The 23,202-nt window shown below is 63.7% G+C and carries 26 protein-coding genes; 12 read left to right on the top strand and 14 right to left on the bottom strand.

The window, feature by feature from the left end:
* Positions 1-234: 234 nt before the first annotated feature.
* The 4 genes from LB543_RS06515 to LB543_RS06500 all read left to right on the top strand — a co-directional run bounded on the left by LB543_RS06515 (position 235) and on the right by LB543_RS06500 (position 2,507).
* Entirely contained in the window at positions 235-612 is a 378-nt protein-coding gene (locus LB543_RS06515) for an ester cyclase (RefSeq protein WP_181178776.1), read from the top strand.
* 73 nt (positions 613-685) lie between these two features.
* The gene (locus tag LB543_RS06510; RefSeq protein ID WP_140811380.1) at positions 686-967 is read left to right on the top strand and encodes a type II toxin-antitoxin system ParD family antitoxin; all 282 of its coding nucleotides are present in this window, start codon (positions 686-688) and stop codon (positions 965-967) included.
* A 129-nt stretch (positions 968-1,096) separates the two neighbouring features.
* Positions 1,097-1,249 carry a type II toxin-antitoxin system RelE/ParE family toxin gene (locus LB543_RS33865; protein ID WP_318012957.1) on the top strand — a complete coding sequence of 51 codons (153 nt, stop codon included), beginning with the start codon at positions 1,097-1,099 and terminating at the stop codon, positions 1,247-1,249.
* Positions 1,250-1,442: 193 nt separating this feature from the next.
* Entirely contained in the window at positions 1,443-2,507 is a 1,065-nt protein-coding gene (locus LB543_RS06500) for a YeiH family protein (RefSeq protein WP_224613496.1), read from the top strand.
* On the opposite strand, the gene LB543_RS06495 is transcribed toward LB543_RS06500, so the two are convergent.
* The 5 genes from LB543_RS06495 to LB543_RS06475 all read right to left on the bottom strand — a co-directional run bounded on the left by LB543_RS06495 (position 2,508) and on the right by LB543_RS06475 (position 6,095).
* Positions 2,508-3,005 (bottom strand): GAF domain-containing protein, encoded by a 498-nt coding sequence (locus LB543_RS06495; protein ID WP_224613495.1) that lies wholly within the window; start codon positions 3,003-3,005, stop codon positions 2,508-2,510.
* 182 nt (positions 3,006-3,187) lie between these two features.
* Positions 3,188-3,502 (bottom strand): GYD domain-containing protein, encoded by a 315-nt coding sequence (locus tag LB543_RS06490; RefSeq protein ID WP_140763630.1) that lies wholly within the window; start codon positions 3,500-3,502, stop codon positions 3,188-3,190.
* A 282-nt stretch (positions 3,503-3,784) separates the two neighbouring features.
* Complete coding sequence (locus LB543_RS06485; protein ID WP_224613494.1) at positions 3,785-3,943, bottom strand: hypothetical protein; 159 nt, start codon at positions 3,941-3,943, stop codon at positions 3,785-3,787.
* A gap of 147 nt (positions 3,944-4,090) precedes the next feature.
* Entirely contained in the window at positions 4,091-5,719 is a 1,629-nt protein-coding gene (groL, locus tag LB543_RS06480) for a chaperonin GroEL (protein ID WP_224613493.1), read from the bottom strand.
* 61 nt (positions 5,720-5,780) lie between these two features.
* Positions 5,781-6,095, bottom strand: a complete 315-nt coding sequence (locus LB543_RS06475; RefSeq protein ID WP_140763636.1) for a co-chaperone GroES — start codon at positions 6,093-6,095, stop codon at positions 5,781-5,783.
* Positions 6,096-6,340: 245 nt separating this feature from the next.
* Here LB543_RS06475 and LB543_RS06470 point away from each other — a divergent pair, with 245 nt between their 5' ends.
* Positions 6,341-6,574, top strand: coding sequence for a hypothetical protein (locus tag LB543_RS06470; protein WP_224613492.1), 234 nt, complete (start codon positions 6,341-6,343; stop codon positions 6,572-6,574).
* 54 nt (positions 6,575-6,628) lie between these two features.
* Here the strand turns inward: LB543_RS06470 and LB543_RS06465 are convergent, their stop codons facing one another.
* Positions 6,629-7,690 (bottom strand): diguanylate cyclase domain-containing protein, encoded by a 1,062-nt coding sequence (locus tag LB543_RS06465; RefSeq protein WP_224613491.1) that lies wholly within the window; start codon positions 7,688-7,690, stop codon positions 6,629-6,631.
* Positions 7,691-8,153: 463 nt separating this feature from the next.
* Here LB543_RS06465 and LB543_RS06460 point away from each other — a divergent pair, with 463 nt between their 5' ends.
* The 5 genes from LB543_RS06460 (at position 8,154) to LB543_RS06440 (ending at position 14,583) form a co-directional block, all read left to right on the top strand.
* Positions 8,154-9,197: a LacI family DNA-binding transcriptional regulator gene (locus LB543_RS06460; RefSeq protein WP_224613490.1), complete on the top strand. Its 1,044-nt coding sequence runs from the start codon at positions 8,154-8,156 to the stop codon at positions 9,195-9,197.
* A 73-nt stretch (positions 9,198-9,270) separates the two neighbouring features.
* Positions 9,271-10,518 (top strand): ABC transporter substrate-binding protein, encoded by a 1,248-nt coding sequence (locus LB543_RS06455; protein WP_140811389.1) that lies wholly within the window; start codon positions 9,271-9,273, stop codon positions 10,516-10,518.
* Positions 10,519-10,795: 277 nt separating this feature from the next.
* On the top strand, positions 10,796-11,722 hold the full coding sequence (locus LB543_RS06450; protein WP_224613489.1) for a carbohydrate ABC transporter permease: 927 nt from the start codon (positions 10,796-10,798) through the stop codon (positions 11,720-11,722).
* On the top strand, positions 11,722-12,579 hold the full coding sequence (locus LB543_RS06445) for a carbohydrate ABC transporter permease (protein WP_224613488.1): 858 nt from the start codon (positions 11,722-11,724) through the stop codon (positions 12,577-12,579). Before LB543_RS06450 ends, LB543_RS06445 begins: the two co-directional genes overlap by 1 nt.
* A 21-nt stretch (positions 12,580-12,600) precedes the next feature.
* Positions 12,601-14,583: a glycoside hydrolase family 127 protein gene (locus tag LB543_RS06440; RefSeq protein WP_224613487.1), complete on the top strand. Its 1,983-nt coding sequence runs from the start codon at positions 12,601-12,603 to the stop codon at positions 14,581-14,583.
* 37 nt (positions 14,584-14,620) lie between these two features.
* Here the strand turns inward: LB543_RS06440 and LB543_RS06435 are convergent, their stop codons facing one another.
* The 8 genes from LB543_RS06435 to LB543_RS06400 form a co-directional block, all read right to left on the bottom strand.
* Positions 14,621-15,715, bottom strand: a complete 1,095-nt coding sequence (locus tag LB543_RS06435; protein WP_224613486.1) for an acyltransferase family protein — start codon at positions 15,713-15,715, stop codon at positions 14,621-14,623.
* Between the two features lie 316 nt (positions 15,716-16,031).
* Positions 16,032-16,430: a DUF1801 domain-containing protein gene (locus LB543_RS06430; RefSeq protein ID WP_224613485.1), complete on the bottom strand. Its 399-nt coding sequence runs from the start codon at positions 16,428-16,430 to the stop codon at positions 16,032-16,034.
* A 34-nt stretch (positions 16,431-16,464) separates the two neighbouring features.
* The gene (locus tag LB543_RS06425; protein WP_224613484.1) at positions 16,465-16,908 is read right to left on the bottom strand and encodes a DUF1801 domain-containing protein; all 444 of its coding nucleotides are present in this window, start codon (positions 16,906-16,908) and stop codon (positions 16,465-16,467) included.
* A gap of 11 nt (positions 16,909-16,919) precedes the next feature.
* Entirely contained in the window at positions 16,920-17,141 is a 222-nt protein-coding gene (locus tag LB543_RS06420) for a hypothetical protein (protein WP_224613483.1), read from the bottom strand.
* Between the two features lie 38 nt (positions 17,142-17,179).
* A complete protein-coding gene (locus LB543_RS06415) occupies positions 17,180-17,572 on the bottom strand; it encodes a VOC family protein (RefSeq protein ID WP_140763672.1) in 393 nt (130 codons plus the stop codon).
* Between the two features lie 78 nt (positions 17,573-17,650).
* Positions 17,651-18,082 (bottom strand): SRPBCC domain-containing protein, encoded by a 432-nt coding sequence (locus LB543_RS06410; RefSeq protein ID WP_224613482.1) that lies wholly within the window; start codon positions 18,080-18,082, stop codon positions 17,651-17,653.
* Positions 18,079-18,402: an ArsR/SmtB family transcription factor gene (locus tag LB543_RS06405; RefSeq protein WP_140763678.1), complete on the bottom strand. Its 324-nt coding sequence runs from the start codon at positions 18,400-18,402 to the stop codon at positions 18,079-18,081. The genes LB543_RS06410 and LB543_RS06405 overlap by 4 nt, the downstream gene beginning before the upstream one ends.
* A 359-nt stretch (positions 18,403-18,761) precedes the next feature.
* Positions 18,762-19,490 (bottom strand): gamma-glutamylcyclotransferase, encoded by a 729-nt coding sequence (locus LB543_RS06400; protein WP_224613481.1) that lies wholly within the window; start codon positions 19,488-19,490, stop codon positions 18,762-18,764.
* A 581-nt stretch (positions 19,491-20,071) separates the two neighbouring features.
* Between LB543_RS06400 and LB543_RS06395 the strand changes: the two genes are divergently transcribed.
* Positions 20,072-20,764, top strand: a complete 693-nt coding sequence (locus tag LB543_RS06395) for a DUF2270 domain-containing protein (RefSeq protein ID WP_140763687.1) — start codon at positions 20,072-20,074, stop codon at positions 20,762-20,764.
* Positions 20,765-20,863: 99 nt separating this feature from the next.
* Positions 20,864-23,194, top strand: coding sequence for a cation:proton antiporter (locus tag LB543_RS06390; protein WP_411908745.1), 2,331 nt, complete (start codon positions 20,864-20,866; stop codon positions 23,192-23,194).
* Positions 23,195-23,202 lie beyond the last annotated feature (8 nt).

Below are 23,202 nucleotides of genomic sequence, written 5' to 3'. Positions count from 1 at the left end.
CGGCGGGCGCGAGAACGAACATGGCGGCAAGCTGGAGCAGCAACCGTCACGCGTCAAGGCACCGTCTGGCCCGGTCGTTGGGCCAACCATCGGCAGCGCTTTGCCCAGCCGCCAGCCGCCAGCGGCCTTCCCGCCGCTGGTCGATGCCTTGCGATATCGCGGGTAAAGCGGCTGGATTGTATCCGTGGCCGTTCTATCTTCCCGATCGGGCGTTCTACCAACGGAGCCATCGCCGTGACCGAAACCGATCTCTATCGAGGCTATATCGACTGCCTCAACAATCAGGATTGGCAAAGGCTGCATCGCTTCGTCCATGACGAGGTGCATTATAATGGCGACCGGGTTGGACTGTCGGGCTATCGCGACATGCTGGAACGGGATTTTCGCGAAATCCCGGACCTCTATTTCGATGTCCAGCTGTTGATCTCAGACCCACCGTTCATAGCGAGCCGCCTCCAGTTCAATTGCACGCCCAAGGGAACTTTCCTCGGACTGCTCGTCAACGGCAGGAAAGTCTCCTTCAGCGAGAACGTCTTCTACGAGTTTCTGAACGACAGGATCAGGAACGTCTGGTCCGTGATCGACAAGGCGGCGATCGAGGCGCAGCTTTGATGTCATGCGCCACCTATCCTCTTTGCAGCCGGTGGTAAACTTGCCTACTTTGTCTAGATAGGAGTAGCCGCCGATGGCGAATGTCGAGAAAGTGAGCGTTGCCCTCACGCCCGAAATGGCAACCATGATGCGCGAGGTCGTTGCGGCGGGCGAATACGCTTCGGCGAGCGAAGTCATGCGCGAGGCCTTGCGCGAGTGGAAGTTTCGTCGGGTGCAACGCGACCAAGCCATCGACGAGTTAGGCCGCCTATGGGACGAAGGCATGGCAAGCGGCGATCCCGTAGACGGACGGGATGCCTTCGCCCGGATCAAAAGCAAGCTTGATGCGAGGATTGCCGAGCGCACATCGCGATGACGCTGCGCCTAAGACCGGAGGCCGAAGCTGATATCGAAGCCATCGCGCTTTATATGGCCGAGGACAGTCCCTCGGCGGCATTGCGTTTGGTATGACGAAATCCATGCCCATTGCGAACGCATCGCCGACATGCCGGGCATGGGCATTGCCCGGCCGGAAGTGCGAGCAGGCTTGCGCACGTTCCCCGCGGGAAACTACTTGATCCTCTATCGCCAAACGGACGACGGTGCGGAGATCGTGCGTGTTATTCATGGCGCACGGCGGTGGCAGGAATTGTTGTAGCCCGACGGCTTGCGTCCTCGCAGTTCGGTACGCTTGCATGATCGCCAAGGCACCAGCAATGCGCGCACGCGTTCTTGAGGCCGTTTTTTGACCGCGATCGTTCGAAAAATTCGATCATTCTAACTAGAATAATTCGTTGGAAAGATCGATTGTGAAATGGCATTTCCCCGGCATACCCGCCTGGAGAATTGCATTGTCTTCCCTGACCCGCATTGCGAACGATATTCCGAAAAGCAGGATTTCCGCCGATCTGGTCGCAGGCCGCAAGCGCCTCGATTCCCTTTGGAACGGCATCATCCCCGGCATCGTGCTGGTGGCGATGATCACCGCCGTCGCCTTCTCCGCCCGCAATGTCTCCGGCTTCGCCTTGTTCAGCCCCATGATCCTGGCCGTCGTCGCCGGCATGATCTATTCCAACGTGCTCGGCACGCCGACGCACGCCAAGGCCGGCATCGCCTTCTCGCAAAAGCGCCTTTTGCGCTTCGCCATCGTGCTGCTCGGTTTCCAGCTGACGCTCGGCCAGGTCGTCTCCATCGGCGCTAGCGGCGTCGGCATCGTGGCGCTGACCCTTGGCGCCACCTTCCTCTTCACCATCACGCTCGGCCGGCTGATCGGCGTCGACGCCAAGCTGGCGCGGCTGATCGCCGCCGGCACCTCGATCTGCGGCGCCTCGGCGATCGTGGCCACCAACATCGTCACCGATGCGCGCGACGAGGACGTCACCTACGCCGTCGCCTCGATTACTTTGTTCGGCACCGTCGCCATGCTCGGCTTCCCGCTGCTGGCGCCGATGCTCGGCCTCGACCAGCACGCTTTCGGCCTGTGGGCGGGCGCTTCGATCCATGAGGTGGCGCAGGTCATCGGCGCCGGTTTCCAGAACGGCACCCAGTCCGGCGAGATCGCCACGGTGGCCAAGCTGACGCGCGTTGCCATGCTGGCGCCGATGGTCATCGCGCTCGGCCTGACGGCGCGCCGCGGGAGCAACGACCAGTCGGCGGCGCGACCGCCCATGCCATGGTTCGTCGCCGCCTTCGTCGCCGTCGTGGCGCTGAACAGCCTAGTCGCGATGCCGGCTGAGGTGAAGCAGGCAATGGCGATCGCCACCACCATCATGCTCACCATGGGACTGGCCGCCATGGGCCTGCAGGCCGACATCTCGAAGCTGCGCTCGCGCGGCCTGCGCCCGCTGGCGCTCGCCTTCTGCGCCTTCCTGTTCATCGGCTGCTTCAGCCTGATGCTGGTGAAGGTCTCAGGCTAATCAATCCACAAACGAACTCGCCGCGACATAGATCGCCGCCAGCGCCTCGATGCCGGCCTGGTCGGCACTGTCGAAACGGCCGGGGATCGGGCTGTCGAGATCGAGCACGCCGAAGACGCCCTCCTCGTCTTCCAGCAGCACCACCAGCTCGGAGCGCGAGGCGGCGTCGCAGGCGATGTGGCCGGGGAAATCATGCACGTCCTTGATCAGCATCGAGGTGCCGAGCTCGACCGCTGTTCCGCACACGCCCTTGCCCACCGCGATACGCACGCAGGCCGGCTTGCCCTGGAAGGGTCCGAGCACCAGTTCCTCGTCCGATGCCAGGAAGTAGAAGCCGGCCCAGTTGAGGTCGGGCACCATCTGGAAAATCAGCGCCGAGGTGTTGGCGGCGTTGGCGATCGAATCCCCCTCGCCCTCCAGCAATGCCTTCAGTTGCGCGGCGAGGTCTCGGTAGAACGCGGCCTTGTCCGAGGTGTCGATGGCCTTGGCGGCAAACATGGCTTGTCTCCGTATTGAGGATCGCGGTTCCGTTTTTCCGCAAACGCCCTGCACCAAACGACCACCGGACGATACTAGCTTAAATTCCAGTCGCCGCGAAAGTCGGAAGAAGATGCCCTGTCGGACTTGGCAGCACGGCACGTCCATCGAACCGTGCTGCCTTGATCAAGAAGGCAAGTTCGTCAGCCGGCGGGTTTGTACGCGCCCGCAGCCTTTTTGGCGGCCGCGAGCACTGCCTTCATATCGAGTTCTTCCAGTACAACCATCTCGGTCAGCGAGCCGCTCGCTCGCACCGCAAGGGACATGCCAATCCCCGCTGACTGGTCCGGCACCTCGCCATTGACAACGACGTCATAGATGCCGCGCGTGAACATCACGCTGCTCACCTTGCCGCCAACGCTTTCAAAAAGCGCCTTGACCGCAGCCTGCCTGTCCGAGCCTTGCATCAATCCTTTGGCGGCATGAGGCGCATAGTTTGCCAAGATAATCACTTTCATGGGTATTTCCTCCAAATGTCATTGTCTCGTGCTGCTCCATAATTCGAGCGGCACGGAGTGATTTATTTTTCGGAACAATCGCAGGCGCCCCCGGGACGCGTTGGCGGCCAAGGGCTCGCTGCCGGACAAATATGCTCTCAAGCTAATATGATGACAATACCGGACACTCCGACACTGCCGACAGGAAGTTGTCTGGCTGGAACACGCTCGGCCAACGGCATCGAGCTCGCGCCGTTGACGCGCGATGTGGTCTGAGGTTGAACGGCCAGTAGCGGCGCGGCCTTACATCGGGCGCTTGGGTTCGCCCTTTTGTGGCGTTGCCGTATCTGAATCGGATTTCTTGTGCTTGTCGGCGGCAATCCTGCGGATGCGGTCGAAGCGGCTTTCCTCGGTCGTCTCGGTCGTGACGACTGTCTCTGGCTTCTGTGCGAACAGGATCATGGATCGATCTCCTGGGCTAGAGGCCTGCGCACCGGGAGAAGATCCCCCGGCGGTAATATCGAACTTCAGTGAGCAGCCGGCGCCGCCGGATTGAGGCAGGCCTGGAAAGCGGCTTCGATGAAGCCACCCCGCAGGTCGACTGAATCCTTAGTAGCCGCCCATGCCGCCACCACCACCCGCCGGTGCCGCATCCTTCGGCGGGATTTCGGTGATCATCGCTTCGGCGGTTATCAGCAAGGCCGCGATCGAGCCGGCGTCCTGCAATGCCGTGCGCACCACCTTCGCCGGGTCGACGATCCCAGCCTTGATCATGTCGACATAGACCTCGTTCTGGGCGTCGAAGCCCTGATTGTGGTCCTTGCTGTCGGCGAGCTTGCCGACAACGATCGAGCCCTCGACGCCGGAATTCTCGGCGATCTGGCGGATCGGCGCCTCAAGCGCGCGAAGCACGATGGAGATGCCGGCGGTGACATCGGCATTGGCGCCGTTCAGGCCTGATAGCGCCGACCGGGCACGAAGCAGGGCGACGCCGCCGCCTGGCACGATGCCTTCTTCCACGGCCGCACGCGTGGCGTTCAGCGCGTCGTCGATGCGGTCCTTCTTTTCCTTCACTTCCGATTCGGTGGCGCCGCCGACGCGGATCACGGCAACGCCGCCTGACAGCTTTGCCAGCCGCTCCTGGAGCTTTTCCTTGTCGTAGTCCGAGGTCGTCTCCTCGATCTGGCCCTTGATCTGGGCGACGCGCGCCTGGATGGTCGCCTTGGTGCCCGCGCCGTCGATGATCGTGGTGGTGTCCTTGTCGATCAGCACGCGCTTGGCGCGGCCGAGCATCTCGATGGTGACGTTTTCAAGCTTGATGCCGAGATCCTCGGAAATCATCTGGCCCGAAGAGAGCACCGCGATGTCTTCCAGCATCGCCTTACGACGGTCGCCGAAGCCCGGTGCCTTGACGGCCGCGACCTTGAGGCCGCCGCGCAGCTTGTTCACGACCAGGGTGGCGAGGGCCTCGCCTTCGACGTCCTCGGCAATGATCAGCAGCGGCCTGCCGCCCTGCACCACCGCTTCGAGGATCGGCAGCATCGCCTGCAGATTGCCGAGTTTTTTCTCGTGGATGAGGATGTAGGGGTCCTCGAGTTCAGCGCGCATCTTGTCGGCATTGGTGACGAAGTAGGGGCTGAGATAGCCGCGGTCGAACTGCATGCCTTCGACGACGTCGAGTTCGGTGTCGGCGGTCTTGGCTTCCTCGACGGTGATGACGCCGTCATTGCCGACCTTGTTCATCGCCTTGGCGATCATTTCGCCGACACTGGCGTCGCCATTGGCGGCAATGGTGCCGACCTGCGCGATCTCGGCCGACGACTTGACCTTCTTGGCCTTCGCCTTGATTTCCCCGACGACGGCGGCGACGGCCTGGTCGATGCCGCGTTTCAAATCCATCGGGTTCATGCCGGCGGCGACCAGCTTGGCGCCTTCGCGCAGGATCGAAGCGGCCAGCACCGTGGCTGTCGTGGTGCCGTCACCGGCGAGGTCATTGGTCTTCGAGGCCACTTCGCGCACCATCTGCGCGCCCATGTTCTCGAACTTGTCCGCAAGCTCGATTTCCTTGGCAACGGCGACGCCGTCCTTGGTGATGCGCGGGGCGCCATAAGCCTTGTCGATGATGACGTTGCGGCCCTTGGGACCCAGAGTCACCTTCACCGCATTGGCGAGGATTTCGACGCCGCACAGCATGCGGTCACGCGCATCGGTGGAGAATTTGATTTCCTTGGCAGACATGATTCTTATCCGTTTCGAGTTTGAGGGGGCCAGTCGCCGCGCCGAACGCGCGGCGCTCCAGTCAGGCGGCCTTCTTGGCTTCGACAGCCCTTTCGATGACGCCCATAATGTCGGCTTCCTTCATGATCAGCAGGTCTTCGCCGTCGATCCTGACCTCCGTCCCCGACCATTTGCCGAACAGAACCAAGTCGCCGGCCTTGACGTCGAGCGGAACGAGCGCGCCCTTTTCGTCGCGTGCCCCCGGACCGACGGCAATGACTTCGCCTTCCTGCGGCTTTTCCTTGGCATTGTCGGGAATGATAATGCCGCCCTTGGATTTAGTATCGCCTTCGGCGCGCCGGATGACGACGCGGTCGTGGAGTGGACGGAACTTCATGAGAACTTCTTTCTGGGGCCGGCATAGGCGACCGCGCCCTCTCCTATAGGCGGTTTGGCACTCGATAGATAGGAGTGCCAAAATTTATCGTGAGACGAATTAAATATTAGAAGTATTATTTCAGCGCTCGGTTTCTCCACGCCGGCAAGGGCCCAAATAATTCGAAAGATTGAATTTTTCCTGCCGAGCCCCTATTTATCTGACAAGTTCGTTTTCACGATTTCAGCATGAAGGAGATTTGTTCGATGGCCGATGGCAATCACACTCTGATGGAAAAAGCCCAAGCCCGCTTTGTCGACAAGCAGAAGAAGACGGCCGAGCACAACAAGGCAACCGCTGAATACGTGTCCGAGGCGCGGGCCAGGGAGATCAAGACGAAACGGCTGAGAGAGCTGCGGCTGGCCAAGGAAGAAGCCGACCGCATGGCGGAAGCCCAGAACCCGACACCGAAGAAGAAACGGGCGGTAAAGAAGGCCTAGAAATTCCAGGAAAGTGCGGCGGTTTCGCTCGCGCGGGCAAAGAGCGTTCAGCCCTCATGCCGCGGCGCTGTGCCCTTTCACTTGCCCCTCGGCCTTGAAGATGCGGAACGTGTTGCGGCCTGCGGCCTTGGCGGCATAGAGCGCGGTGTCGGCCTGCATGAACAGGTCGCAGGGCTGACCGGCCTCGGCGAAGGCAATGCCGACCGAGGCGCCCAATCTGAGCGACTGGCCTCGGACGGGAAGCGGCTTGGCCATCGCCTCGATGAGGTGGCGCGCCATGCCGGAGACGGCGGCTCGATCGAGATGCGGCCCAAGCAGCACCGCGAACTCGTCGCCGCCGACGCGCGCCACCAGCTCCGCCCCGCCGCAACCGCCGGTAAGGCGTTCTGCCGCCGCCTTCAGGCACTCGTCGCCGACGACATGGCCGAAGGTGTCGTTGACGGCCTTGAAGCCGTCGAGGTCGATCAAAAGGAGCGCGCCGACGGGTCGGCCCTCCTCCGCATGCCCGAGCCGCGCCTGGAAGCGGGCGCGGTTGGCAAGCCCGGTCATGGCGTCGAATTCGGCCAGATAGCGCATCCGGTCCGAGAGGATTTTTTCCTCGGTGATGTCCTGCTTCATGCCGAAGATGCGCACGGGCATATCAGCCTCGCACTCGACGGTGGCGGTGATGCGGATCCAGCGGCAATGGCCGGCCACGGTCGTGATCTCGGCATCGAGGGTGAATCCGCTGCGCTCGGCGATGGCACGGCCGCGCAGACTATCCAGTGCCTTGCGCGATTCAGCCGGATAGCACTTGATGATCTCGCCGCGGTCGAGCACCGAGCCGCGCGGCAAGTCGAACAGGTCGTAGACCACATCGGTCCAGGTAAGTCGCTCGTCGGGCAGGCTGCATTCCCACACGCCGATGCGCGCCGCGGCCGACGCCCGGTCGAAGATCTTGCGGCTGTGGGCAAGCGAAACATCCTGACTGGCGATCAGCGCCGCCTGCGCCGCAAGTTCCGCCTCGAGCCTGGCGATGGTTGCGGCATCGCTGCGGCGGTTGTAGGCGCTGCCTTGCCCCACCCGCTTGCCGGGTAGCGAGGCCGGGTCTTTCGGAGTGCAGGATGTATCGGGCATGGAGGAACTCCTGGCGGGCGACCACCATGGCGCAACAGCCCTTAAAACTTCGCTGACGGCAGGCCTGGTTTTGATGGAGCGATTGTCGAATTCGGCGCCGCCCCTCATCTGCCTGCCGGCATCCTCTCCCCGTATAGGGACGGGGAGAGGGGCGCTTATTGATGGCTTCGCCAATCGCCAACGTTGCAAAAGAGGGCGCCGAGGTCGCGGCCGCCCCTTCTCCCCGTCACTATACGGGGAGAAGTGCCCGGCAGGGCGATGAGGGGCAGCGCCACCGCTCGGAATGGCGTGGTGGAATGGAGGAGCTTATCCAACACTTTTCCCCTTGAACCCACACCCGATCTGGCCTAGCCTTGAATGAGAAAAGGTTTTTCCAGACATTTCCGATCGGGCTCGGCCGCGTGCCGGGCGTTGTTTCGGACAATAAGGGAAAACCTTTTCCCAGATAAGGATTCTCGGCCCGATGGCATCGGACGATCAGCCAGTTCCGGTCTTTCCCAAGCCCGTCACCTTGCGTGACGTGGCCGCCCGGGCCGGCGTCAGCGTCGCCACCGCCTCGAAGGCGCTCAACGACCAGGGGCGGATGACCGCCGAGACCCGCGAGCGCATCCGCGACACGGCGCGCAGCCTGGGGTTTCGTCCCAACAGCCTGGCGCAGAGCCTGCTGAGGCGGCGCTCCTTCACCGTCGGCCTGCTCACCAACGATACCTATGGCCGTTTCTCGCTGCCGCTGATGTCGGGCATATCTGACGCGCTGGTCGATGCCGGCGTCTCGGTGTTCCTGTGCAATGTCGAGGAGGATCCGCGCCTCGGCCAGCTTCATGTCGAGGCCATGCTCGACAAGCGCGTCGACGGCATCATCGCCACCGGCAAGCGCATCGACCGCCATCTGCCGGTCGACCTGTCCAATCTGCATGTCCCGGTGATCTATGCCTTCACCCAGCCCGATCCCGACGCCGTCGCCTTCGTTTCCGACGATGCCGGTGGCGCGCGGCTGGCGATCGAGCATTTCTGCCGGCTCGGCCGCAAGCGCATCGCCCATGTCACCGGCCCGGCGAGCTTTGCCGTGGTGCACGAACGGGCGCAGGCCTATCGCGCCGCGCTGACCGAAAACGGCCTGCCTGCCATCGAGCCGCTGCTCGGCGCCTGGTCGGAAGCCTGGGGACATGAGGCCGTGGCAAAACTGTTCGACACCAACGGCGAAAAACCGGACGCTGTCTTCTGCGGCAACGATCAGATCGCGCGCGGCGTCATCGATGCTCTGCGGGAACGAGGCCTCGGCGTGCCCAATGATGTCGGCGTCATCGGCTTCGACAATTGGGAGATCGTGGCCGAGGCGACCCGCCCGCCGCTGACCTCCATCGACATGAACCTGGCAGCGCTTGGACGCGAGGCCGGGCTGACCCTGCTTTCCCTGGTTGGCGGCAAGCCCGCCACGCCGGGCATTCGAAAACTGCCGTGCCGGCTGGTGGTGCGGCAGTCCTGCGGCCGCCTGTCAAATGGCTGAGAAAGACGGCTAAGAACGAAACGCCGCGATTGGCGGCAAGCCGCGCATCGCGGCCAATGTGGAGGAGGAGAACATGAGGACTTTGATTGCCAAACTGGCCCTGACGGCTGCCGCTCTGGGCTGCGGCCTGCAATTTGCCGCCGCCGAGACCGCCAACATCTGGGTACGTGCCGACGGCTCGAACTTCATGCCGAAGATCGTCGACGCCTTCAACAAGGCGAACAAGGACCAGGTCAAGCTCGACATCATCCCCAATGCCGAGATCATCCCGAAATATGGCGCGGCCGCCGCCGGCGGCACGGCGCCCGACGCGTTGTCGCTCGACCTGATCTACACGCCCTCCTTCGCCGCCGCCGGCCAGCTGGAGGACATCACCGACTGGGCGAAATCCCTGCCCTATTTCGCCAGCCTGTCGCCGGCGCATGTGAAGACCGGCACCTACAAGGACCATATTTACGGCCTGCCCTTCTCGGCCGACGCCTCGGTGCTGATCTGGAACAAGAAGCTGTTCAAGCAGGCCGGCCTCGACCCCGAGAAAGGTCCCACCAACTGGGCCGAGATCGAAGCCGACGCCGAGAAGGTCAACGCGCTTGGCGGCAACATCAAGGGCTTTTATTTCTCCGGCAATTGCGGCGGCTGCAACATCTTCACCTTCACGCCGCTGATCTGGGCCTCGGGCGGCGACATCCTGTCGGAGGACGGCTCGAAGGCGACGCTGGACAGCCCGCAGCTGCGCGGCGCCATCGATCTCTACCGCTCCATGGTCAAGAAGGATCTGGTGCCGGCGGGAGCCCAGACCGACACCGGCGCCAATTTCTTTGCCGCCTTCGCCGCCGGCAATATCGGCATCTCTCCCTCCGGCGCCTTCGCCATCGGCGCGCTCAACACGCAATATCCCAATGTCGACTACGGCGTCACCTTCCTGCCGGGCAAGGATGGCAACTGGTCGTCCTTTGCCGGCGGCGACAATTTCGTCGTCACCAAGGGCACCAAGAAACTCGCCGTGGTGAAGGAGTTCCTGGACTTCGCCTATTCGCTCGAAGGCCAGACCATCCTCGCCAAATACGGCAGCCTGCCGGTGCGCGGCGACATCGCCAAGGACGCGCTCAAAGATCTCGACCCGCGCTACCAGATCGCCGCCGAAGCCATGGCCAAGGGCAAGACGCCCTATTCCGTGGTGTTCAACGACCTGATCAACTCCGCCAATGGCCCGTGGACGCAGATGATCAACGAGGTCTTCTTCGGCGACGACGTCGACGGCGCGATCGCCAATGCACAGGAAACCATGCAGTCGATCATCGACCAGGCGCCGCAGAAGTAGCGCGCGCCTGTCCGGCCGCCCGCCTGTCTCCCTGGGCGGGCGGCCGGGAATTTGCATCGCTAACGACAGGGCTAATAGCGTTGAGACAAGACCCCCTCATCCGGCCGCTACGCGGCCACCTTCTCCCCGCTGGGGAGAAGAGGCTGGCGCCCGTGCCGGCGCCCTCCTCTCCCCTCGGGGAGAGGTCGGATTGCCCCGAATTGCCCTTCGCAATTCGGTTGGCAATCCGGGTGAGGGGGTACTTGGCCGATGCCCTAACAGCATCGAGCGCTCGGCCATGACCACCCTCACCGCAACCACCGCCCCGCCCCGCGTCCGCAAACTCGTCGGCACCGGGCGCCGGCAATGGGTCGGCCTGCTCTATGTCGCGCCGGCGGTGGCATTGGTCATGCTGTTCTTCGTCATTCCGCTCGGCATGACGGCGTGGATGTCGCTGCACAACTGGCCGCTGATGGGCGAGCACTCCTTCATCGGCCTCGGCAATTACTGGGCGATCCTGCGCGACACCAGATTCTGGAACGCGCTGAGATTCACCGGCTACTACACGGTGGTCGTCACCATCGCGATCTTCGCCGTCGCCTTTCCGCTGGCGATCTTCATCGAGCGGCCGCGCCCGTTCACCAATCTCTACCGCACCATGTTCTTCATGCCGGCGGTGGTCGGCTTTGCCTCGGCGAGCCTGCTTTGGTCGTGGCTGCTCAACGTCGATTCCGGCCTGTTCAGCCCGGCCGCCTACGACCTCGGCCTGATCGACAAGAAATTCAACCTGCTCGCCACCTTCCAGCCGGCCTTCTGGTCGATCATCGCCATGGTGGTGTGGAAGGTCGCCGGCTTCACCATGATCATCCTGATGACCGGCCTGCAATCGATCCCGCAGGACCTGCAGGAGGCCGCCGTCATCGACGGCGCCGGGCCGTTCGCCCGGTTCAGGGCAATCACGCTGCCGCTGATGCGCCGCACACTGGCGCTGGCGCTGATCCTGTCGGTCGCGGGCTCGATCCTTGCCTTCGACCAGTTCTACATCATCCTGCGCGGCGGCCCGCGCAACCAGACGCTGACGGCGGTGTACTGGATCTTCAACCAGTCCTTCGTGTCGTTCAAGCTCGGCTACGGCGCAGCACTTTCGATGGTGCTGCTGGTGATCCTGGTGACGCTCAGCCTCGTCCAGCTCTGGCTGTTGCGCAAGCCCGAGGGGCTCGACTGATGGCGCAGGCGATGTCAGACACAGGCAAGCTCGCGGCTCGCTTGGCCAGGCATTCCATCGGCATCATTGCCTCGGTGCTGTTCGTGGCGCCGATCGTGTGGACGGTGCTGTCGGCCTTCAAGCCGGCGCAGGAGGCCCGCCTGCCACCGCTGCCGCCATGGCCGACGACGGGATTCTCGCTCGAAAACTACGCCACGTTGAACAGCTTCGGCGACGGGCTGTGGGTCTCGGCCCAGAACAGCATCTACGTCTCGGTGATGACCGTTATATTGTCGGTCATCGTCAGCGTGCTCGCCGGCTACGGTTTTTCGCGGTTTCGGTTTCCCCTGAAGGATCTGTTCTTCGTCCTCATCCTGTCGACGATCATGATCCCGTTCCAGTCGATCCTGACGCCGATCTTCCTGGTGCTGACCAAGCTTGGCCTGCACAACACGCTGACCGGCCTGGTCGGCGTCTATGTGACGCTGCAGCTGCCGTTCTCGATCTTCATGATGCGCAACGCCTTCGACGCGGTGCCGCGCGAGATCGAGGAGGCCGCGCGCATGGACGGCGCCGGCAACGCCACCATGCTCATTAAGGTGATGCTGCCGCTGGTCTGGCCGGGCGTCGTCACCATCGCGCTGTTTGCCTTCCTCGGCGCCTGGAACGAATTCCTCGCGGCCCTGGTGCTGATGACCGACCAATCCAAATTCACGCTGCCGGTGATGATGACAGCGCTTCAGTCGGGCCGCTTCGGCGCCATCGACTGGGGCGCCGTGCAGGCGGGCGTCACCGTGATGATGGTGCCGTGCCTGGTCCTGTTCCTGGCTTTGCAGCGCTTCTACATCCGCGGCCTGATGGCCGGGGCCGTCAAATAACAGATCGAATGGAGTGAGTTCATGACCGGATCGCAAACCGCAAAGACGGCTAGAACGGGCAAGCCGAAGCTCGCCTTCCGTCCGCTGCCGGTGCCGCAGGTCGACGTGCACGGCTTCTGGGGCGACCGCGCCGAGGCGGTGGCGACGCGCACCGCCGACATCCTTTACGACCGCTGCGTGGAGGCGCGCATGCTCGAGCAGATCGACCCCGACCGCCCCTCGCCCGGCATCGTCATTCCGTTCCATTCGCCTTCGCCCGACGAGGCCGCCTCCCCCGGCTTCACCGGTTCGACCGTGACCACGCAGATGTTCTGGGATTCCGATCTCGGCAAGACGATCGAGACCGCGGCCTATTCGCTCTACCGGCGCAAGAACCCTGAACTGGAGAAGAAGATCGACGCCGTCATCGACATGTACGGCAGGCTGCAGCAGGAGGACGGCTATCTCTCCAGCTGGTATCAGCGCATCCAGCTCGGCAAGCGCTGGACCAATCTGCGCGATTGCCACGAGCTCTACTGCGCCGGCCACCTGATCGAAGGCGCGGTCGCCTACTACCAGGCGACCGGCAAGCGCAAACTGCTCGACATCATGTGCCGCTACGCCGACCACATCGCCTCGGTACTGGGCCCCGAGCCCGGCAAGAAGAAGGGCTATTGCGGCCATGAGGAGATCGAGCTGGCGCTGGTCAAGCTGGCGCGGGTAACCGGCGAGCGGAAATATATGGAGCTGGCCAAATACTTCATCGACCAGCGCGGCCAACAGCCGCATTATTTCGACGAGGAGGCGCGCGCCCGCGGCGCCGACCCGAGGGCCTATCATTTCAAGACATACGAATACAGCCAGTCGCACATCCCGGTGCGCGAGCAGGACAAGGTGGTCGGCCATGCGGTGCGGGCCATGTATCTTTATTCGGGCATGGCCGACATCGCCACCGAATATGGCGACGACAGCTTGCGGGTGGCGCTCGACCGGCTGTGGGACGACCTCACCACCAAGAACCTGTACGTCACCGGCGGGCTCGGTCCGTCGGCGCACAATGAGGGTTTCACCAGCGACTACGACCTGCCTAACGAAACCGCCTATGCCGAGACCTGTGCGTCGGTCGGGCTGGTGTTCTGGGCGAGCCGCATGCTCGGCATGGGCCCGAACGCCCGCTACGCCGACATGATGGAGCGCGCGCTCTACAATGGTTCGATCTCGGGCCTGTCGCTCGACGGCTCGCTGTTCTTCTACGAGAACCCGCTGGAAAGCCGGGGCAAGCACAACAGATGGAAATGGCACCGCTGCCCCTGCTGCCCGCCCAATGTCGGGCGCATGGTGGCCTCGATCGGCAGCTATTTCTACAGCCTGGCGGACGATGCACTTGCGGTCCATCTCTATGGCGACTCCACCGCCCGCTTCGACATGTTGGGCACGCCGGTAACGCTGACGCAGGCGAGCCGCTATCCCTGGGATGGTGCCGTCGAGATCGCGGTCGAGCCGCAATCGCCGGTGGAGTTCACGCTGCATTTGCGGGTGCCGGGTTGGAGCTCCAAGGCCGGCCTCGCCGTCAATGGCGAGACGGTCGACCTCGAGGAAGTCACCAGCGACGGATATGCCGCGATCCGGCGCAACTGGACAAAGGGCGATCGTATCCGGCTCGATCTCGAAATGCCGATCGAGCGGCTCTACGCCAATCCCGAGGTCCGGCAGGATGTCGGCCGCGTCGCACTGTCGCGCGGGCCGCTGATCTACTGCGTCGAGGCATCAGACAATGACGCCAGCCTGCATCGCCTGACCCTGCCGCGCACGGCCGGCATCGAGGCGCATGACGAGCCGGACCTGCTGGGCGGTGTGGTGACGCTTTCAACTGTCGCACAAGCCGATGCCGGCGACGGCTGGCAGGGAGGGCTCTACCGGTCCGAGCCGCCGGCCAGGGTCGAGACGCGCCTGACCGCCATCCCCTATTTCGCCTGGGACAACCGCGAGCCCGGCGAGATGCTGGTCTGGCTTCGGGACGGCTGAGGTTGGTTGCGGGGCCCGCAAACCTCTCGCGGCCCTGTTATGTCCGGCTTGACTGGGTAGCCGCCGCGGGCAGCGGCGTTTTCGGCGCCGCTTGCGCGGCGCTGCCGTCGACATGCGCCCAGGCTGGCCGTTCGAACAGGAACATGCCGAAACCAATTCGCTGGACGATGAAGTAGAGCGCGACGGGGCTTATGATCGAGACCAACAGCACTGCCAGGCTGAGCATGCCCGTGTCGGTCAACAGGCCGCTTGCCAGCGCAGCGCCGCGAAACAGCGACATCGGGATGGTGAAGGCGACATAGACGACCAGTGAGTGTTCGCCGAGCCACCGCAGCCATTCCATGACGGGGAATTTCGACAGGAAGCCGCCAAGAACGCAAAGCGCCACCGCGCCGGCGACGGCCAGCACCAGATGCAGCGGCGGCCATGCCGCCAGGCCCATCCGCATGCCGACGGGCTGCATGGCATAACCCGGCGAATAGACCAGCAGGCCGTTGACAACAGCCCACAGGAGCAGTCCGGCGACGGCCAGCGTCGGGCGGGCTTGCGTCCATTCGACGAGCCGGAACACCAGCGGTGCCATCACGAAGCCGACGTAGAAAAAGACGAAATAGGCCGCGAATTGTTCGACCGCATAGCTGTCCGGATGGGGCGCCCACATCTGCAGGCAGGCGGCGATCGGGATGACGATCCAGGCAGGGACGGCGAACTGCCGCAGCAGTTTCGCGGCAAGGCCGAACACCGCCAGCATGTAGATGAACCACAACACGCCATAGGGCTGGACGACGGCCATTGCCAGGTCGTGCAGCATGCCGGCGGGATCCCGGCTGAAAATGCCGATCTTCAGCCCGATCGAGATGATCGCCCACAGCACGTAGAAATAGAGATAATGGACGACGCGCCGGTCGATATAGCGCCGCCACGGCCGGTCGATCACCTGCGACAGGAACAGCCCAGAGATGAGAAAGAATTCGGGCATCCGAAACGGCGTCGCGAAGCCGATGACGTAGTGGAGGAAGCCGACGCCGCCCGTGTACTCGCCGGTGTTGTAGGCTGAGTACATCATGACCACGAGGATGATGGAGAGGCCTTTGGCCGTATCCACCCACGGCATGCGCATCGGGCTTTTCATGGCGGCGAATCCAGACCGGGCCGGCCCGGCTGGCCAGCCATCATCCGGCGATGTCTAGCACCATCAAGCTTCCCAGATCGTAAACGCGCCTTTCTTCTACGTCGGCGCTGCCCCTCACTGTCCTGCCGGACATCTCTCCCCACGGGGCGAGAGGCGCTGCCGCAACGCCGGCGCATTTATTGCAACGCGGACAATTGGCGAAGCAGCCACGACAGCGTCCCTCTCCCCGTCACTATACGGGGAGAGGATGCCGGCAGGCAGGTGAGGGGCAGCGCCGACGGCGACCGCTATATGATAGGACCGTGACGCAGCGGATTTAACGCCTGGCCTTCGACTTGTTCAGCGCCACGGCGGCGCGAACCAGCGCCTTGAAGGCCTCCTCATTGACTTCTTCGCCTTTCTGGAAATCGATGGCGCGGCGCGTATTCCCTTCGAGGCTGGAGTTGAACAGGCGTGCGGGATCGGGCAGCGCGGCCCCCTTCGCGAAGGTCAGCTTGACGACGGCCTTGTAGGTCTCGCCGGTGCAGATCATGCCGGCGTCCTCCCACACCGGCACGCCGCGCCATTTCCACGTCTCGACCACATCGGGATCGGCTTGATGGATCAGCGCGCGCAGCCGGCCCAGCATCTCGCCGCGCCAGTCGCCCAATTCCCTGATCCTGCCGTCGATCAGCTCGGAGGGAGATTTGCTGTCCTGCAGTCCGGTGGTCGTCATGCCGTTTCTCCTTCGAACGCTGGAAATAGCGCGCTCACATGCGCTCGCCAGGCAATTGGCTGGCCTGCTTCACCCAGGCGCTGAACTGCGCCTCGTCGAAGGCGTCGTCCTCGTGGATGTGGAAATAGCGCGTATCCCTGCTCTTGGACGCGACCGGCGGCACCGGATCCAGCAACTGGCCGCGGAAGAAAGCGACCTTGATGTACTTGGCGAAGCAATGGATGTTGAGGAACCAGCCCTCGCCTTCGACGCCGTAGAAGGGCGAATTCCATTTGACCGCCTTGTGCACGCCGGGCACGGCGCGCTCGATGAGCGCGTCGAGGCGTTGGCCGACCTCGCGCTTCCAGCCCGGCATGGCCGCGATATAGGCCTGCACCGGCGCATCGCCATAGCCCTTGGCGATCTGCGGGTTGCCGCCGGAAAGCAGCTTCGGTTCAGCCTTGGCGGGCTTGCTCGATTTCCGCTCGGTCTCGGCCATGCCTCCCCTTCCTATCCGTTGGCCCGATGCACGCTGCGTCCCCTGGAAACATAGGGCAGCACGAACATATAGAGGCCGCTGAACAGCAAAAGAAAGAGCGGCAGGAGCGGCGAATAGACCACCCAGGCGGGCGGCTGCCCGAACGCCATGGTGGCGAAGTTCGCGGCGACGGTGATCGTGAAAATGATCGACAGCCAGCGATGCGCCTGCCGTATCCATTTGCTCCAGTCCAATTCTGCCTCCTTTGCACTATGCGTTGAAACCCGGCGCCCTACCAGCGCGCCAGCTCTGTGATCTGGACGAGATTGCCGCAGCCATCATTCACCTGCGCGATGGTCGAGCCGGTCACCGCGGTCGGCGCCATGGCGAAGGCACCTCCATTCGCCTTGATGCGCTCGTGATCGCCCTTGATGTCGTCGGTGAAGAGCATCAGCGCCGGCTGTCCCTGCTTGAAGATCGCCTGCTGGTAGGCCTTGGCCGCCGGATTGTCGTTCAGCGCCAGCTGCAATTCGGTCCCGTCGGGCTCTTCGGCCGAGACGACCGTCAGCCAGCGGAACGGACCGTTGCTGAAATCGGCCTTTTTGGTGAGGCCGAGCACATCGGTATAGAAGGCGAGCGCCTTTTCCTGATCGTCGACATAGATGCTGGTCAGTTTGAGTTTCATCGCTTTTTCTCCATAGGTTTTGCTGGCGGAGGACCGCCCTTTACTACCGCTGTGTGGCATTCGGCCTGGCCGGAGACCTCAGTCGGTCCGCGCCAGAAGCTCTTCCAGCTTCTCCAGGAATTGCGGCCACCCCACCTTGGCGCCGCCATAGGCCCGTCTCTGGTCGGGCCGGAAACCGGCCTGCTCCATGCGCAGGTGGGTTCCCGTCGACGTTGGGGTGAGCGTGAAAGTCACCACGCTCCTGAGATCGAAAGCCGGATCCTGGTGCGCGAGGTTCCAGCTGTAGGACAGCGTCTTGTGCGGCTCGACGGCAAGCACCTCGCAATCCAGCACGCCGCCCCAGTCGCCGCGGAGGTTGAAGCGATGGCCGACGACCGGATTGAAATCGTTCTTCATCAGCCACACCTCGATCAGATGCGGTTGCGTCAGCGCGCGCCAGAGTTTTTCAGGTGGATGGGAGACTTCCCGCTCGACGACGACAGTGCGGGTCTCCTGGGCACTATCGTTCACTGGTCCATCCTTTTGAGCAAATCCTCGAGGTCGTCGAACCGGCTTTCCCAGAACCCCGCCATCTCACGCGTCCAGTCCATCAGCGGCGCCAGCGCGGCAAGCTGCGCGCTGTAATGCGTCTGGCGACCTTCATGCCGGTCGCGCACCAGCCCGGCCTGCTTCAGTAAGCCGAGATGTTTCGACACCGCCGGCTGCGAGACGCCGGACTGGCTCGTCAGTGCCCCGACCGTCTGCTCTCCCTGGCGGCACAGCCGCTCGAAGATCGCCCGCCTGGTCGGGTCGGCGAGCGTCCTGAAGAGCATGTCATGAGCGTCTGGCATCCGAAATCGATAACCCATTGGCTATTGGTTGACGTATAACCGCAGGGATATATGTTCGTCAAGTGGAAGATTGGAGCGACAGGAATATCGGTGAGATGGACGGCAAAGCCAACATAGTTCCTTCGGCGCTGGACGCGATCGCCTTCACCCGTTGACAGCGGCTTCGTCCAACCGGACGAACAGACTGTTCATCTTGGCCAAATCAGCTATTATAGGTAAGGGCCTGCCGCAACGTAGTTTGCTCAATCCATGGCCTCTTCCGCTCAGGCGACCGTCGATACCCCGCCCCCCGCCCTTCGGCGGTCGTCAGCTATTTCCTGTTCACGCATACGCATTCGCGCGGCGCCGGCTCCGGTTTTTCAGCGGACGTGGGTGCGGCCAATTTCCTGCGCCACCAATTCCTGCAATTGCCACAGATTGCGGTCGCGGATACCGCAGGCGTCGAGATGGCGGATTGTCTCGAACAGATACTCAGCGCCCGAGCCCCAATGGCCGACGGCTCTGGCCAACGTCGCCGCGACCGCCTGCTTGTCGAGCTTGCCGGCATAGCGCGGATTGGCGGGATCGACGACGAAGCCGAGCGCCAGGCACGGCCCGCCTTCGGCGCTGACCCGCAGCCAGCGCGGCACGTTGACGGCGGGCAGGATGGTCATTTCGCGGCGCAGCAGCGCTTCCAGATTTTCGGCTACCGGCTCGGCGATCTCGAACACCATGCCCTGGCACTGGCCGCCACGGTCGAGCGCCATCATCAGGCCGGGTCGATCGAGCGTGCCGCGAAAGCGCTGCACCGTGAAGCAGAACGACCGGTGCCAGCCCCGCGCCACCGCCCGTTCGCCGCCCCTCACCTCCCCTGCCGGCTTCCACAGCAGCGAGCCATAGGCGAACAGTCTCAGCGGCCCAACCGGTGCCGAGGCCATGATCTCTTCACGAAAACGCGCATAGTCCTGGTCGGTCATATAGACCATGCCCGGCGTCGGCCCGGCATCCTCGACCGCGCGCAAGGTGCGCGCCACCAGCGCCTCGGTCAGCGCCATCGGCGCCTTGCGCAGCGCGGGTTTGCGCGATGCGACGGAAATCGGCTTGTTCATCTCGACAGACCATCCGACTTGATCCATGAAACGGACGAACCTCGGCACAACGCCATCAGACATCACCTCCCTATACCATTGCCGTTTCGCGATTGCCGTATCGACATACCGGAATTCGATCCGCCCGGAATGCAATGGGCTCACCCTCAGATATGGTCCAGAATAGGGTTCCATATCGACCTGCTGGATGCACAAGTCGAACATAGACGTCCATCCGAACAGAACTGAACTCAAAGAGCCGTTTGCTATGAATAGGGCAAGCGCCTCCACACCACGGAACGCGGAGGCAAATGGGCCGGCTGCTTCGTTCGGGTACTTGCCTCGAATGGAGCCGATGATGCTTGGCCATGAGTTCTGCACCGGCTGAAGGTCCGGGACGGCGAGCGACTTGTCAACAGGACCAACTGAAGCGCTTGCAGGCGGGCAATGCGATTGCTGCCTATGCCTCCCGCGAAATGCTCTGCAGCCTGCGAAACCAGCTTGGCGAGGGGCGTTGCCTTGGCCCCCTCCCATTTGGAGCGGCCACCGTCGTCATGGAACGAGATCGCTCCCGGAACGTTTCATCGGGTTGGGAGGAAGCCATGAACGATGCGCCGGCAACGCCGGTCGGCAGGCCGCTTTCGTCAGGCGAGCTGGTCACCGTGATGTCCCATTTCCATCGCGCCGAGATCGCCCGCATGGCCGGCTGGCGCGACCGCCTCGACCGCACCAGCAATTGGGCGATCACCGTTGTCGCGGCGATGCTGTCGGTGTCGCTGTCGACGGCCAGCGCCCATCACGGCGTGCTGCTGTTTGCCATGCTGCTGGTGCTGCTCTTGTTGTGGATAGAGGCGCGCCGCTACCGCTTCTTCGATGTCTACCGCGCTCGCGTGCGCCAGTTCGAGCGTCACTATTTCGCGCAGATCTTCTCGCCGCAGCCCGACTTCGCCTCCGACTGGCTGCTGGTCGTTGGCGAGAGCCTGCGGACGCCGAAGTTCCTGGTTTCGCAGCGGGTGGCGCTGGCGCGCCGTTTGCGCCGCAACTACCTGCACATGATGCTGATCCTGCTGCTTGCCTGGATCCTCAAACTGTCGACACCGAGCCTGATCGATCAGGCCGCGCCGGTCGGCTTTGTCGGCACATTGCGCGAGGCCGTAGGTGCCGCGGCGCTCGGTCCCATTCCGGGCGTGGCCATCGTCGCCGCGATTGCCCTCCTCTATGCAGGCCTGCTGGCGGCCGCCTTCCTGACACCGGGCGACGACGGCGAACTCTCCTTCGGCGACGTCCACGTCTGAGTTCGATATCTAACGCAATATCTCGCGACGGATGGCTGCAACGCAAACCTCGGCCGTGCGTTGTGATGGTCAGTCCGCGGCGGCTTCTTGAAGGGACCCATGATCCACCCAACGGCAACGAGGTCGCACGGCGCTGCGGTCGCCTTTTCGCTGGCCATTCTCGTCCTGGCGTCGGCGGCAAGCGATGCGCTGGCCGCGCAGCCGGCCGGTCACGCCTCTGGCATGGGCGGCTCGGCGGAGGGGCTGTTCGTCGCCGAGATCGTGCTCCTGCTTCTGGTCGGGCGCGGCCTGGGCGAAATCTTCCAGCGCTATCGCCAGCCGGCGATCATGGGCCAGCTGATCGGCGGTATCCTGCTCGGGCCGTCGCTGTTCGGCTGGCTCTGGCCCGACGCCCAGCATCTGATCTTTTCCACCGATCCCGCGCAGAAAAGCATGATCGATGCCGTCTCCCAGCTCGGCATTCTGCTCCTCTTGCTGCTGACCGGCATGGAGACCGATCTGCGCCTCGTGCGGCGGGTGGGCGCCGCCTGTTTTTCGATCTCGATCACCGGCGTCGTCCTGCCCTTTGCCTGCGGCTTCGCGCTGGCGCAGGTGCTGCCGGATTCCCTTCTGCCCGAGCCGACTGAGCGCATCGTCGCCGGACTGTTCCTGGGTACCGCGCTGTCGATCTCCTCGGTCAAGATCGTCGCCATGGTGGTGCGCGAGATGAACTTCATGCGCCGCAACCTCGGCCAGATCATCGTTTCCTCCGCCATCATCGAGGACACGATCGGCTGGCTGGTCATCGCCGTCACCTTCGGCATCGCCACCAATGGCAGCCTGCAGGTGCTGCCATTGGTGCTGACGGTCGCCGAAGTGGCGCTGTTCATGCTGTTTTCCTTCACCATCGGCCGCCGCCTGGTGTTCACGCTGATCCGCTGGAGCAACGACAGCTTCCGGAGCGAATACGCCGTCATATCGGTCATCCTCATCATCATGGGGGTGATGGCGCTGATCACCAACCTGATCGGCGTGCACACCGTGCTCGGCGCCTTCGTCGCCGGCATACTGGTCGGGGAATCGCCGATCCTGTCCGACCACATAGAGGGCCAGTTGCGTGGCGTCATCACGGCGCTGTTCATGCCGGTGTTCTTCGGCATGGCCGGCCTATCCGCCGACCTGACCGTGCTTGCCGACCCGACGCTGGCGTTGCTGACCCTGGCGCTGGTGCTGATCGCCAGCATCGGCAAATTCTCGGGCGCCTTCCTCGGCGGCCGGCTGTCCGGCATGTCGCTGAAGGAGGCGACCGCCGTCGGCAGCGCCATGAACGCGCGCGGCTCGACCGAGGTCATCGTCGCCTCGATCGGCCTGTCGATGAACATCCTCTCCCACAATCTGTTCACGATGATCGTCACCATGGCCGTCATCACCACGCTGGCCATGCCGCCGATGCTGCGCTGGGCGCTCGGCCGGCTGCCGGTCGGCAATGCGGAAAAGCAGCGCGTCGACCGCGAACTGCTCGACGAACGCGGCTTCGTCTCCAAGCTGGAGCGGTTGCTGCTGCTCGTCGACGACAGCCCGGCCGGCAAGTTCACCGCCTATCTCGCCGGTCTCGTCGGCGGCGGCAGCGGCATGCCGACCACGCTGCTCCACCTTGAGGGCGGGGAACTGCCCGGCCCTGTCCGCGACAAAGGTCCCGAGCAGGCTTCGCGGCAGGTCAAGAAAGGGGCGGCCAGGAGCGCCAGGGCCGTCCGCAAGGCCGAGGATACGCCTGTCGACAAGGTCCACCTCACGGCCCGCACCGAGCTCGAGGCCACCACCGAGACGATCGCCGCGGAAGCGCGCAAGGGCTACGGCCTGCTGTTGGTCGGGCTGGACAACGCGATGACCGACAAAGGCACCTTCAGCGGTACGCTGAAGGATATCACCAGCGGTTTCGACGGCCCGCTCTGCCTGGTGCTGAATGGCGCCAAATCCAGCGGCAAGATGCCGTTGCTGCGCGCAGGCGCGACCATTCTGGTTCCCGTCAACGGCACCGAGGTGGCGCGGCGCGCGGCCGATTTCGCGCTCGCCCTGGCGCGGCCGCACCGGGCGCGCGTGAAAGCCCTCTATGTCTCGCAGGCCCGCAAGGGCAGCCGGCCAAGCACGGTTTCGCACCGCCGCGAGGAGGCCGTGCTCAAGGATGTCGCCGACCTCGCCGACCGCTATGGCGTCGCCGTCGAAACCGCGATCAGGACGCGCGCCACGCCGGACAGGGCGATCGCCAGGGAGGTGACCAAGGGCGCCGCCATGGTGGTGATGGGCGTCACCCAGCGGCCAGGCGACGAGCTGTTCTTCGGCGACACGGCGACCGCGGTGCTGGCCGCCGTCGCCTGCCCGGTCGTGCTTCTGGCCAGCGACCGCGTCAGGCGAACGGAGGCCGGCAACGAGGAGGCCGAGACCGGCGCCTGATGCCCTGC

This window comes from Mesorhizobium sp. ESP7-2, assembly GCF_020164715.1.
Classification (GTDB): domain Bacteria; phylum Pseudomonadota; class Alphaproteobacteria; order Rhizobiales; family Rhizobiaceae; genus Mesorhizobium.
Note: the sequence above shows the minus strand (reverse complement) of the source record. Positions and strands in the feature narration are given on the sequence as shown.

What these genes read in the sequence shown, in the direction of transcription:
- LB543_RS06435 (WP_224613486.1), bottom strand. Translation starts at nt 15,715, where the DNA reads ATGAAAAGCCCGATGCGCATGCCGTGGGTGGATACGGCCAAAGGCCTC.
- LB543_RS06440 (WP_224613487.1), top strand. Translation starts at nt 12,601, where the DNA reads ATGACCGGATCGCAAACCGCAAAGACGGCTAGAACGGGCAAGCCGAAG.
- LB543_RS06495 (WP_224613495.1), bottom strand. Translation starts at nt 3,005, where the DNA reads ATGTTTGCCGCCAAGGCCATCGACACCTCGGACAAGGCCGCGTTCTAC.
- LB543_RS06415 (WP_140763672.1), bottom strand. Translation starts at nt 17,572, where the DNA reads ATGAAACTCAAACTGACCAGCATCTATGTCGACGATCAGGAAAAGGCG.
- LB543_RS06395 (WP_140763687.1), top strand. Translation starts at nt 20,072, where the DNA reads ATGAACGATGCGCCGGCAACGCCGGTCGGCAGGCCGCTTTCGTCAGGC.
- LB543_RS06400 (WP_224613481.1), bottom strand. Translation starts at nt 19,490, where the DNA reads ATGAACAAGCCGATTTCCGTCGCATCGCGCAAACCCGCGCTGCGCAAG.
- LB543_RS06390 (WP_411908745.1), top strand. Translation starts at nt 20,864, where the DNA reads ATGATCCACCCAACGGCAACGAGGTCGCACGGCGCTGCGGTCGCCTTT.
- LB543_RS06475 (WP_140763636.1), bottom strand. Translation starts at nt 6,095, where the DNA reads ATGAAGTTCCGTCCACTCCACGACCGCGTCGTCATCCGGCGCGCCGAA.
- LB543_RS06490 (WP_140763630.1), bottom strand. Translation starts at nt 3,502, where the DNA reads ATGAAAGTGATTATCTTGGCAAACTATGCGCCTCATGCCGCCAAAGGA.
- LB543_RS06485 (WP_224613494.1), bottom strand. Translation starts at nt 3,943, where the DNA reads ATGATCCTGTTCGCACAGAAGCCAGAGACAGTCGTCACGACCGAGACG.
- LB543_RS06405 (WP_140763678.1), bottom strand. Translation starts at nt 18,402, where the DNA reads ATGCCAGACGCTCATGACATGCTCTTCAGGACGCTCGCCGACCCGACC.
- LB543_RS33865 (WP_318012957.1), top strand. Translation starts at nt 1,097, where the DNA reads ATGCCGGGCATGGGCATTGCCCGGCCGGAAGTGCGAGCAGGCTTGCGC.
- LB543_RS06425 (WP_224613484.1), bottom strand. Translation starts at nt 16,908, where the DNA reads ATGGCCGAGACCGAGCGGAAATCGAGCAAGCCCGCCAAGGCTGAACCG.
- LB543_RS06460 (WP_224613490.1), top strand. Translation starts at nt 8,154, where the DNA reads ATGGCATCGGACGATCAGCCAGTTCCGGTCTTTCCCAAGCCCGTCACC.
- LB543_RS06450 (WP_224613489.1), top strand. Translation starts at nt 10,796, where the DNA reads ATGACCACCCTCACCGCAACCACCGCCCCGCCCCGCGTCCGCAAACTC.
- LB543_RS06470 (WP_224613492.1), top strand. Translation starts at nt 6,341, where the DNA reads ATGGCCGATGGCAATCACACTCTGATGGAAAAAGCCCAAGCCCGCTTT.
- groL (WP_224613493.1), bottom strand. Translation starts at nt 5,719, where the DNA reads ATGTCTGCCAAGGAAATCAAATTCTCCACCGATGCGCGTGACCGCATG.
- LB543_RS06445 (WP_224613488.1), top strand. Translation starts at nt 11,722, where the DNA reads ATGGCGCAGGCGATGTCAGACACAGGCAAGCTCGCGGCTCGCTTGGCC.
- LB543_RS06510 (WP_140811380.1), top strand. Translation starts at nt 686, where the DNA reads ATGGCGAATGTCGAGAAAGTGAGCGTTGCCCTCACGCCCGAAATGGCA.
- LB543_RS06455 (WP_140811389.1), top strand. Translation starts at nt 9,271, where the DNA reads ATGAGGACTTTGATTGCCAAACTGGCCCTGACGGCTGCCGCTCTGGGC.
- LB543_RS06430 (WP_224613485.1), bottom strand. Translation starts at nt 16,430, where the DNA reads ATGACGACCACCGGACTGCAGGACAGCAAATCTCCCTCCGAGCTGATC.
- LB543_RS06465 (WP_224613491.1), bottom strand. Translation starts at nt 7,690, where the DNA reads ATGCCCGATACATCCTGCACTCCGAAAGACCCGGCCTCGCTACCCGGC.